Here is a 10,562-nt window from a genome sequence, read left to right on the forward strand (position 1 = left end):
CTACTCCTTCGCCGCCCGCATCGCCGCCCCCACGATCCCCGCGTTGTTCTGCAGCTGTGCCGGGACGATCTCCGCCTTGATGCCCTCGATGTAGTGCAGGAATTTCTGGGACTTGCGGCTGACGCCGCCGCCGACGATGAACAGCTCGGGCGAGAAGAGCATCTCGACATGGGCGAGGTACTTCTGGACGCGGTGCGCCCACTGCTCCCACGTCAGCTCGCCGTCCTCCTTGGCCTTGCTGGAGGCGCGCTTCTCCGCGTCGTGGCCGTGCAGCTCCAGGTGGCCCAGTTCGGTGTTGGGGACCAGGACGCCGTCGATGAACAGGGCGCTGCCGATGCCGGTGCCGAAGGTCAGCAGGAAGACGGTGCCCCGGCGGCCGTGACCGGCGCCGAACTCCATCTCGGCGACGCCCGCCGCGTCCGCGTCGTTGACCACCGTCACCGGCAGGCCGCCGAGCCGCTCGCTGAACAACGCGCGCGCGTCCGTGTCGATCCAGCCCTTGTCGACATTGGCCGCCGTACGGATCGTGGCCCCGCCGGTGACCACGCCCGGGAAGGTCAGCCCGACCGGCCCCGACCAGCCGAAGTGGTCGATGACCTCCTTCACACCGTCCGCCACCGCGTCCGGCGTCGCCGGGTGCGGGGTGAGCACCTTGCAGCGCTCCTGGGCAAGGTCGCCTCTGGCCAGGTCCACCGGGGCGCCCTTGATCCCGGATCCGCCGATGTCCACACCGAAGATCTGCATGGCCCTACGTTACGACGGGCGACCGACAGTCACTCCTTCGAGGCGCCCGTACGCTCCGCGACCAGCGCCGCGGCCTCCTCGCGCAGATCGCGGCGGAGTTCCTTGGGCAACGAGAAGGTGATGGACTCCTCGGCCGTCTTCACGGTCTCGACGTCGCCGTAGCCGCGCTCGGCCAGCCACTCCAGGACGCCCTCGACCAGGACGTCCGGGACCGAGGCGCCGGAGGTCAGGCCGACCGTGGTGACGCCCTCCAGCCAGGCCTCGTCGATCTCGTCGGCGAAGTCGACCAGGTGGGCGGCGGGGGCGCCGGCGTCCAGGGCGACCTCGACCATGCGGATCGAGTTGGAGGAGTTCTTGGAGCCGACGACGATGACCAGCTGGGCGTCGTCGGCCAGCTTCTTCACCGCGACCTGGCGGTTCTGCGTGGCGTAGCAGATGTCGTCGCTGGGCGGCGAGATCAGGCCCGGGAACTTGTTCTTGAGAGCGTCGACCGTCTCCATGGTCTCGTCGACGGAGAGCGTGGTCTGGGAGAGCCAGACGACCTTGGACGGGTCGCGCACCTCGACCTTGGCGACGTCCTCGGGGCCGTCGACCAGGGTGATGTGGTCGGGGGCCTCGCCGGAGGTGCCGATGACCTCCTCGTGGCCCTCGTGCCCGATCAGGAGGATGTCGTAGTCCTCCTTGGCGAAGCGGACGGCTTCCTTGTGGACCTTGGTGACCAGCGGGCAGGTCGCGTCGATGGTGGCGAGCTTCCCGCGCGCGGCCTCCTCGTGGACGACGGGCGCGACGCCGTGCGCGGAGAACATGACGATGTTCCCCTCGGGAACCTCCTCCGTCCGCTCGACGAAGATGGCGCCCTTCTTCTCCAGGGTCTGCACGACGTACTTGTTGTGGACGATCTCGTGCCGGACGTACACCGGAGCGCCGTACTGCTCCAGGGCTTTCTCGACGGCGATCACGGCGCGGTCCACACCCGCGCAGTAGCCCCGGGGGGCGGCGAGCAGGACACGGCGGCCAGGCGAAGCAGTCATGCGTCCCATCGTAAGGCCGCGCCCGACGGGTCGAAGATCGCGTTGTTGGCGAGACTGGCCGGGAAGTGTGAAGGGCGGGGAACCGGCGACGGCAGTCGACAGATGAAGCACCGGCGGAGGCATCGATGTCCGAGACCCAGACGACGACCCGTACCGCCGATCCTGGCCATGACCTGCGGCGCAGCCTCGGATTCCGGGATCTGGTCGTCTACGGGCTGCTTTTCATCGCCCCCATGGCGCCCGTCGGCGTGTTCGGCACGCTCGACGCCAAGTCGCACGGGGCGGTGGCGCTGGTCTATGTCGTCGCCACGGTCGCGATGGCGTTCACCGCGTTCAGCTACGCGCAGATGGTGAGGGTGGTCCCGCGCGCGGGCTCGGTGTACGCCTACGCGCGCGTGGCGCTCGGGAAGGAGGCCGGGTTCATCGCGGGCTGGATGGCGATGCTGGACTACTTGCTCATCCCGGCGGTCGCGTATCTCTTCTCCGGTATCGCGATGAACGCGCTGGTCCCGGAGGTCTCCCGGTGGGTGTGGACGGCGGTGGCGGTGGTCGTGACGACGCTGCTGAACCTGTGGGGCGTACGGGCCGCGGCCCGGGTCGGCTTCCTGGTGCTGGCGATGGAGATCGTGGTCCTGCTGGTGTTCATGGTCTCCGCGACCGTCGTCCTCGCGCGCGACGGTGCCGAGCGGGGATGGCTGTCGCCGCTGTCGGGGGACGGCTCGCAGGGGGCGTTCGCGCTGTCGGCGGTGCTCGGGGCGGTGTCGATCGCGGTGCTGTCGTATCTCGGCTTCGACGCGATCGCGTCCTTCGCCGAGGAGGTCACCGGTGGGTCGGCGAAGGTGGCGCGGGCTGTGCTGTTCTGTCTGGCGCTGGCGGGTGTGCTGTTCGTGGCGCAGACGTATCTGGTGGCGCTGCTGGAGCCGATGTCGTCCGCGGATCTGGCGGCCCGGCCGGAGAAGCAGGGGTCCGCCTTCTACGACGCCGTGGACGTGTCCGTCGGGAGCTGGCTGCACGATCTGGTGGCGGTGAGCAAGGCGATCGGGGCGGCGTTCGCGGCGCTGGCCGGGCAGGCGGCCGCGGGGCGGCTGTTGTTCGCGATGGGGCGGGACCGGCGGTTGCCGCGGGTGCTGTCGAAGACGGACTCCGGGGTGCCGCGCGTGGCGCTGCTGTGCGCGGCCGTCATCACGCTGGTGGCGGCGGTGTGGGCGGCCCGGCGGGACGACGGGATGGACCATCTGGTGTCGGTCGTCGACATCGGCGCGCTCACGGCCTTCACGCTGCTGCACGCGAGCGTGGTCGGGTGGTTCGCGGTACGGCGGCGGGGTGGGGAGGTGAGCTGGTGGCGGCATGTGCTGGTGCCGGTGGTGGGGGCGGTGATCACGGTCGCGGTGATCGTGGAGGCGTCGGCGGCGGCACAGGTGGTGGGGACGGTGTGGTTCGTGATCGGACTCGCGGTCCTGCTGGGGCAGCGGGGGCGGGCGGAGGTCGCGCAGTGACCGGCGGGCGTGGGCCGCATTGTCACAACCGGCCACTACGCTCGGCGCATGGCTCTCAACACGTCCGCGGAAACGCCGCTGCCCGTCGGTGAGGTCTCCCGGCTGATCGGGGGATGGATCGACCGGCTCGGTGCCGTCTGGGTGGAGGGGCAGATCACTCAGCTGTCCCGGCGGCCCGGTGCCGGGGTCGTGTTTCTGACGTTGCGTGACCCGTCGTACGACATCTCGGTGAGCGTGACCTGTTTTCGGCAGGTGTTCGACGACGTCGCCGATGTGGTGAGCGAGGGTGCGCGGGTCGTCGTGCTCGCCAAACCGGAGTGGTACGCGCCGCGGGGGCAGCTGTCGTTGCGGGCCGCCGAGATAAGGCCCGTGGGGGTCGGGGAACTGCTCGCGCGGCTGGAGCAGTTGAAGAAGTCGCTCGCCGCCGAGGGGCTGTTCGCGGCCGAGCGGAAGAAGCCGCTGCCCTTCCTGCCGCAGCTCGTCGGGCTGGTGTGCGGGCGGGCGTCCGCCGCCGAGCGGGACGTTCTGGAGAACGCCCGGCACCGCTGGCCCGCCGTCCGCTTCGAGGTGCGCAACGTCGCCGTGCAGGGCGTGCACGCGGTGCCGCAGGTGGTGCAGGCGGTCAAGGAGCTCGACGAGAACGACGACGTCGACGTGATCATCGTGGCCCGGGGCGGGGGCAGCGTGGAGGATCTGCTGCCCTTCTCCGACGAGCAGTTGGTGCGTACCGTCGCCGCCTGTCGTACACCCGTCGTCTCCGCCATCGGGCACGAGCCGGACAACCCGCTCCTCGACCATGTCGCCGACCTGCGCGCCTCCACCCCGACCGACGCCGCCAAGAAGGTCGTACCGGATGTGGGCGAGGAGTACGAGCGCGTGCGGATGCTGCGGGACCGGGCGCGGCGGTGCGTCGAGGGGTTCATCGAGCGCGAGGAGCGCGGGCTCGCCCATGCGCTCGCCCGGCCGTCGATAGAGGATCCGCACCGGATGATCGACGAGCGCGCCGATCACGTGGCCTCGCTCGTGGAGCGGTCGCGGCGCACCCTCGGCCATCTGCTCGACCGCGCCGACTCCGAACTCACGCACACGCACGCACGCGTGGTGGCGCTCTCCCCCGCCGCGACGCTGAAGCGGGGGTACGCGGTGCTGCAGAGGGCCGACGGGCATGTCGTGCGGGACCCGGAGGAGGTCACCGGTGACGAGGTGCTGCGGGCGCGGGTTTCCGAGGGTGAGTTCAGTGTCCGAGTCGATGCTTAGGGTGGGCGCATGACCAGCAAGGTGGATGAGGCGCTCGGGTACGAGCAGGCGCGGGACGAGCTGATCGACGTCGTACGACGCCTTGAGGCCGGCGGTACGACGCTGGAGGAGTCCCTCGCGCTCTGGGAGCGGGGCGAGGAGCTGGCCAAGGTGTGCCGGCGGTGGCTGGACGGGGCGCGGGCGCGGCTGGACGCGGCCCTCGCCGAGGGAGAAGCGGCGGCGGAAGAGGCCGACTCCGAGTAACAGACTTCGGCGATCTGTGAAGCGGGTCACCACGCTCCGGTTTTTGTTGAAGCTTCAACCTGTGTCGCGTACAGTCAGCTGTGTCAGCCGATCCGGAACCCGGATCCGACGTACGTCCCCGAGAAGGTTCACGCATGTCTCTCGTCCTTGACCCCACCGCCCAGGACCTGCTGTTCCGCGAGGCCCACACGGCGAACACCTTCACCGGCGAGCCGGTGACCGACGAGCAGGTGCAGGCGATCTACGACCTGGTCAAGTTCGGCCCGACCGCCTTCAACCAGACCCCGCTGCGCATCACCCTGGTCCGCTCCCCCGAGGCCCGTGAGCGTCTGGTGCGGCACATGGCCGAGGGCAACCAGCCCAAGACGGCCACCGCCCCGCTGGTCGCGATCCTCTCCGCGGACAACGAGTTCCACGAGGAGCTGCCGACCCTCTTCCCGGCCTTCCCCCAGGCCAAGGACGTGTTCTTCAGCGAGCGCCCGGCCCGTGAGGCCGCCGCCGGCATGAACGCCGCCCTCCAGGCCGCGTACTTCATCATCGGTGTCCGCGCCGCCGGTCTCGCCGCCGGTCCGATGACCGGCGTCGACTTCGAGGGCGTCCGCAAGGAGTTCCTCGACGGCGACCACACCCCGCTGATGGTCGTCAACATCGGCAAGCCGGGCGAGGACGCCTCCCACCCGCGCTCCCCGCGCCTCGCCTACGACGAGGTCGTCACCACGGTCTGAGCGACCCGGACACAGTAGAAGGGCCCCCGGCTTCGGGGGCCCTTCTACTGTGTCCGGATGTTCCGGATGCCTCGCGCGTCCGGGCGCTCACTCCGACTTGAGGGCCTTCGCCATCTGCGCCAGCTGGGCGTGCGACCCCGCGCCCGCCACCACGGTCGTCGCGCCGTCGGCCTGGTGGACAAGCGCGTCGTAGCGACCGCCGGTGTAGCGCGTCCAGGTCCGGCCGCCGATCTCCTCGGTGGTGTCCGACTCCTCGCCGCCCTGGCTGGCCTCGTCGATGAACTCGGCGGCCGGCTCATGGGTCGACTGCTCGATCTGGACGTAGCCGTCGCCGGGGGTGTGGAAACCCAGGTGCCAGGCGTCGGAGTCCGCGCCGTCGAACCGGACGGAGGTGGCCTTCCAGGTGTCGGGCAGACCCACGGGCGCCAGCACGGGATAGGGCGCCGCGCGCCGGGCCGTGAGCAGCTCGACGCGGTAGTCGACCCGCTTGACCTCCTGCGGAGAGTCGTCATGCGGGATGAAGAGGTAGACGACCCCCGCCATGAGACTGATCAGGCCCAGGGAGAGAACCATGTCCCGGACCGTCTTCTGCTTGCCGTTCGAACCTGCCACGGACCTATCGTCGCAGGTGCCCTGGTCCGCTCATCCGTGGGGTCCCCTGCTCATTTTGTCTGCCTAACGATAGAGTCGACGCCATCACCCTCATCCGGCCGTCGTCGTATCAGAAAGGTGCGCTCCGATGACCGAGCATCATCATCTGCCTTCCGAGCTCGAAGTACCCTCCGAGGCCCCCGACCGCAACCTCGCCCTGGAACTCGTCCGGGTGACCGAAGCCGCGGCCATGGCCGCGGGCCGCTGGGTCGGACGCGGCGACAAGAACGGCGCCGACGGTGTCGCGGTGCGCGCCATGCGGACCCTCGTCTCCACCGTGTCGATGAACGGCGTGGTCGTCATCGGCGAGGGCGAGAAGGACGAGGCCCCGATGCTCTTCAACGGGGAGCGCGTCGGCGACGGGACCGGGCCCGAGTGCGACATCGCCGTCGACCCGATCGACGGCACCACCCTGGCCGCCAAGGGCATGCCGAACGCGATCTCCGTACTGGCGGCCGCGGACCGCGGGTCCATGTTCGACCCGTCCGCCGTGTTCTACATGGACAAGCTGGTCACCGGCCCCGATGCCGCGGACTTCGTCGACATCAACGCGCCCGTGTCCGTGAACATCCGGCGGGTGGCGAAGGCGAAGCGGTCCACCCCGGAGGACGTGACCGTCGTCATCCTCGACCGGCCCCGGCACGAGGGGATCATCAAGGAGATCCGGGAGGCGGGTGCGCGCATCAAGCTGATCTCCGACGGTGACGTGGCGGGCTCCATCTACGCGCTGCGCGAAGGCACCGGCGTCGACATGCTGCTGGGCATCGGCGGTACACCGGAGGGGATCATCTCCGCCTGCGCCGTGAAGTGTCTCGGCGGCACCATCCAGGGCAAGCTGTGGCCCAAGGACGCGGAGGAGCGGCAGCGGGCGATCGACGCGGGGCACGATCTGGACCGGGTGCTGACCACCGACGACCTGGTGTCGGGCGAGAACGTGTTCTTCGTCGCGACCGGGATCACCGACGGCGAATTGCTGCGGGGTGTGCGGTACCGGTCGGAGACCGCGACGACCGACTCGATCGTGATGCGGTCGAAGTCGGGGACGGTGCGGAGGATCGACTCCGAGCACCGGTTGAGCAAGCTGCGGGCTTACAGCGCGATTGACTTCGATCGCGCCAAGTAGCGCCTGACAGCCCGGGGGGCGTGGTGCGCTGACGGCTGTGAGTGCTTCAGCTCCCCCTGGTGGAAAAGTAAAGGGCGCCCCCGGTGCGGTGGGGGCGCCCCTTTACATGTCCTGCGGCTGTCAGCCCGCCTGCGCTATGCGGGAGGCTCCTGCCGCCTTCTTCAGTTCCATGTCGCGGCGCCTGCGGCGGGCCAGGACCACACGGCGTTCCGCCGCGGTGAGGCCGCCCCAGACGCCGTAGGGCTCGGGTTGCAGGAGTGCGTGTTCGCGGCACTCGACCATGACCGGGCAGCGGGCGCAGACCCGCTTCGCGGCCTCCTCGCGGGAGAGCCGGGCGGCGGTGGGTTCCTTCGAGGGGGCGAAGAACAGGCCGGCCTCGTCGCGCCGGCACACCGCCTCGGTGTGCCAAGGCGCGTCTTGGTCCCTGTCTCGCACTGGCACCCGCTGAGCCGGAACGGCAGCTACCTGCAGGGACGAATGCGGCGGTTGCAGCACGGTCTACTCCTGACGACGGCTTCGCGAGCGAGCGACGATGCAGCAAGGCCTACCCGCTGTGCGCGTGCCTATGCACTGAGTTCCGAACCGCTGGATTCCGGGTGGTCCCGTGCTGGGGTGTGAGTGGAACCGATCGTTTCGCACGCGGTCCGATTCACAACCGTCAACGATCCAGATGCTTGCGCAAACTCCTGTCGACCTTGTGCTGCACCCGATCGAGGATGTCCGCGACGAGCTTGCCCCGCCGGGGCCTCCCCTCGATGTTGCCGAGCACGGCCCACCCGTCGACGTAGACCACGGGTGCCTCGGGGTCGTCCGAATCCAGGGTGTGCACCTCGAAGTTGCCCAGGACACCGCCGCCGGTACCTCGCAGCGACACGTTCTCCGGGACCCGGACCTCGACATTGCCGAAGACCGAGATCGCCTTGATCACGACCTGCTGGTACTCGAAGAGGGCCTCACTGAGGTCTATGTCGACGGTGCCGAAGATCGCGTACGCGTGGATACGGCGGCCCGCGCGCCAGCGGCCCTTGCGGACGGCGCTGCTGAACACCGCCACCACGTTCTCGTCGGGCTCGATCGGGATGGCGCCGGCGGTGGGGCGGTTGGGGGCGACGGACGGCGTCGTGCGCCGCTGATGGGCAGCGGGCAGGTCCTGGATGAAGGCGTCCAGTTCGCCGACCGTCTTGGCCGCCAGTGCGCCCTCGACCCGCTCGGCGTGCTCGTCCGCGCTGAGCCGGCCCTCGGCCAGGGCCTCGCGCAGGATGTCGGCGATGCGGTCGCGGTCGGCGTCGGAGGCGCGAAGGTCGGTGGTGGCAGCGGGCGAAGTCTGCTTCTCAAGGTCCACGGCAGCAGCGTACCCAAACGCGATAGATCGCGACTAGGCCCTGTGGACAACCGGCCCTGTGGACAACCAACTGAGCCTTACCTCACAAACTTCCGGCCCTGGGCAGGTTCTACCCTGGTGAGGCTCGCCAATGGAGGCGGGTCGCCGTCTGCCGAGTGAGGAATGGGCTGAGATGCCTGAGTTCGCGTACACCGATCTGCTCCCCATGGGAGAGGACACCACCCCCTACCGGCTGGTGACCTCCGAGGGTGTCTCCACCTTCGAGGCCGACGGGCGCACGTTCCTCAAGGTCGAGCCGGAGGCGCTGCGCAAGCTCGCCGAAGAGGCCATCCACGACATCCAGCACTACCTGCGCCCCGCGCACCTGGCGCAGCTGCGGCGCATCATCGACGACCCCGAGGCGTCGGGCAACGACAAGTTCGTCGCCCTCGACCTGCTGAAGAACGCGAACATCGCGGCGGCGGGTGTCCTTCCGATGTGCCAGGACACCGGTACGGCGATCGTCATGGGCAAGCGCGGGCAGAACGTCCTGACCGAGGGCGGTGACGAGTCGGCGCTGTCGAAGGGCATCTACGACGCGTACCTGAACCTCAACCTGCGCTACTCGCAGATGGCCCCGCTGACCATGTGGGACGAGAAGAACACCGGCTCCAACCTGCCCGCGCAGATCGAGCTGTACGCCGCCGACGGTGGCGCCTACAAGTTCCTCTTCATGGCCAAGGGCGGCGGCTCGGCCAACAAGTCCTTCCTCTACCAGGAGACGAAGGCCGTCCTGAACGAGGCCTCCATGATGAAGTTCCTGGAGGAGAAGATCCGTTCGCTCGGTACGGCCGCCTGCCCGCCGTACCACCTGGCGATCGTGGTGGGCGGTACGTCGGCCGAGTACGCGCTGAAGACCGCGAAGTACGCCTCCGCGCACTACCTCGACGAGATCCCGGCCGAGGGCTCGGAGCTGGGCCACGGTTTCCGGGACAAGGAGCTGGAGGAGAAGGTCTTCGAGCTGACGCAGAAGATCGGGATCGGGGCGCAGTTCGGTGGCAAGTACTTCTGCCACGACGTGCGTGTGGTGCGGCTTCCGCGGCACGGCGCGTCCTGCCCGGTCGCCATCGCCGTCTCCTGCTCGGCGGACCGCCAGGCGGTGGCCAAGATCACGGCCGAGGGTGTCTTCCTGGAGCAGCTGGAGAGGGACCCGGCGCGGTTCCTGCCGGAGACGACGGACGAGCACCTCGACGAGGCCGGTGACGTCGTGCGCATCGACCTGAACCAGCCGATGGACTCGATCCTCGCCGAGCTGACGAAGTACCCGGTGAAGACCCGCCTGTCGCTCTCCGGTCCCCTGGTCGTGGCCCGCGACATCGCCCACGCCAAGATCAAGGAACGGCTCGACGCGGGCGAGGAGATGCCGCAGTACCTGAAGGACCACCCGGTGTACTACGCCGGTCCGGCCAAGACCCCCGAGGGCTACGCCTCCGGCTCCTTCGGTCCGACGACGGCCGGCCGTATGGACTCCTACGTCGAGCAGTTCCAGGCGGCCGGCGGTTCCAAGGTGATGCTGGCGAAGGGCAACCGGTCCGCCCAGGTCACGAAAGCCTGTGACACCCACGGCGGCTTCTACCTTGGCTCGATCGGTGGCCCCGCCGCCCGTCTCGCGCAGGACTGCATCAAGAAGGTCGAGGTCGTCGAGTACGAGGAGCTCGGCATGGAGGCGGTCTGGAAGATCGAGGTCGAGGACTTCCCGGCGTTCATCGTCGTCGACGACAAGGGCAACGACTTCTTCCAAGATCCGGCTCCGGCGCCGACGTTCACGTCGATCCCGGTCCGTGGGCCTGGGCTGGCGTAGCTCCCTCGGGGCGGCCGGACTGTTTTTCGCCCCCGCCGCCCCTACCCGTCCCATCCTCCAGGGGCTGCCGCCCCTTCGACCCCGCCCCCAGGGGGCTCCGCCCCCTGGAC

General features: G+C 69.3%; 11 protein-coding genes. 6 read left to right on the top strand and 5 right to left on the bottom strand.

Annotated elements, in window-relative coordinates; all coding sequences use genetic code 11:
* Together ppgK and TN53_RS23795 are read right to left on the bottom strand one after the other, a co-directional pair.
* Complete coding sequence (ppgK, locus tag TN53_RS23790; RefSeq protein ID WP_046260647.1) at positions 1-744, bottom strand: polyphosphate--glucose phosphotransferase; 744 nt, start codon at positions 742-744, stop codon at positions 1-3.
* 29 nt (positions 745-773) lie between these two features.
* Positions 774-1,784, bottom strand: a complete 1,011-nt coding sequence (locus TN53_RS23795) for a 4-hydroxy-3-methylbut-2-enyl diphosphate reductase (protein WP_095046694.1) — start codon at positions 1,782-1,784, stop codon at positions 774-776.
* A 116-nt stretch (positions 1,785-1,900) separates the two neighbouring features.
* Here TN53_RS23795 and TN53_RS23800 point away from each other — a divergent pair, with 116 nt between their 5' ends.
* The 4 genes from TN53_RS23800 to TN53_RS23815 all read left to right on the top strand — a co-directional run bounded on the left by TN53_RS23800 (position 1,901) and on the right by TN53_RS23815 (position 5,496).
* Complete coding sequence (locus TN53_RS23800; protein WP_046260649.1) at positions 1,901-3,271, top strand: APC family permease; 1,371 nt, start codon at positions 1,901-1,903, stop codon at positions 3,269-3,271.
* Positions 3,272-3,319: 48 nt separating this feature from the next.
* The gene (xseA, locus tag TN53_RS23805; protein WP_046260650.1) at positions 3,320-4,528 is read left to right on the top strand and encodes an exodeoxyribonuclease VII large subunit; all 1,209 of its coding nucleotides are present in this window, start codon (positions 3,320-3,322) and stop codon (positions 4,526-4,528) included.
* A gap of 9 nt (positions 4,529-4,537) precedes the next feature.
* Positions 4,538-4,771 (top strand): exodeoxyribonuclease VII small subunit, encoded by a 234-nt coding sequence (locus tag TN53_RS23810; protein WP_046260651.1) that lies wholly within the window; start codon positions 4,538-4,540, stop codon positions 4,769-4,771.
* 134 nt (positions 4,772-4,905) lie between these two features.
* Positions 4,906-5,496, top strand: coding sequence for a malonic semialdehyde reductase (locus TN53_RS23815; RefSeq protein ID WP_046260652.1), 591 nt, complete (start codon positions 4,906-4,908; stop codon positions 5,494-5,496).
* A gap of 87 nt (positions 5,497-5,583) precedes the next feature.
* Here the strand turns inward: TN53_RS23815 and TN53_RS23820 are convergent, their stop codons facing one another.
* Positions 5,584-6,108, bottom strand: a complete 525-nt coding sequence (locus tag TN53_RS23820; RefSeq protein ID WP_046260653.1) for a DUF4245 domain-containing protein — start codon at positions 6,106-6,108, stop codon at positions 5,584-5,586.
* 127 nt (positions 6,109-6,235) lie between these two features.
* Here TN53_RS23820 and glpX point away from each other — a divergent pair, with 127 nt between their 5' ends.
* The gene (glpX, locus tag TN53_RS23825) at positions 6,236-7,270 is read left to right on the top strand and encodes a class II fructose-bisphosphatase (protein WP_046260654.1); all 1,035 of its coding nucleotides are present in this window, start codon (positions 6,236-6,238) and stop codon (positions 7,268-7,270) included.
* Between the two features lie 120 nt (positions 7,271-7,390).
* Here glpX and TN53_RS23830 read toward each other — a convergent pair whose 3' ends face one another.
* Together TN53_RS23830 and TN53_RS23835 are read right to left on the bottom strand one after the other, a co-directional pair.
* Complete coding sequence (locus TN53_RS23830) at positions 7,391-7,765, bottom strand: WhiB family transcriptional regulator (RefSeq protein ID WP_095046695.1); 375 nt, start codon at positions 7,763-7,765, stop codon at positions 7,391-7,393.
* A gap of 163 nt (positions 7,766-7,928) precedes the next feature.
* Positions 7,929-8,612: a DUF1707 SHOCT-like domain-containing protein gene (locus tag TN53_RS23835; protein WP_046260656.1), complete on the bottom strand. Its 684-nt coding sequence runs from the start codon at positions 8,610-8,612 to the stop codon at positions 7,929-7,931.
* A 172-nt stretch (positions 8,613-8,784) separates the two neighbouring features.
* On the opposite strand from TN53_RS23835, the gene TN53_RS23840 reads away from it, so the two are divergent.
* On the top strand, positions 8,785-10,452 hold the full coding sequence (locus TN53_RS23840) for a fumarate hydratase (RefSeq protein WP_046260657.1): 1,668 nt from the start codon (positions 8,785-8,787) through the stop codon (positions 10,450-10,452).
* The last annotated feature ends 110 nt before the right edge of the window (positions 10,453-10,562 follow it).

It is taken from the genome of Streptomyces sp. WM6386, from assembly GCF_000972385.1.
Classification (GTDB): domain Bacteria; phylum Actinomycetota; class Actinomycetes; order Streptomycetales; family Streptomycetaceae; genus Streptomyces.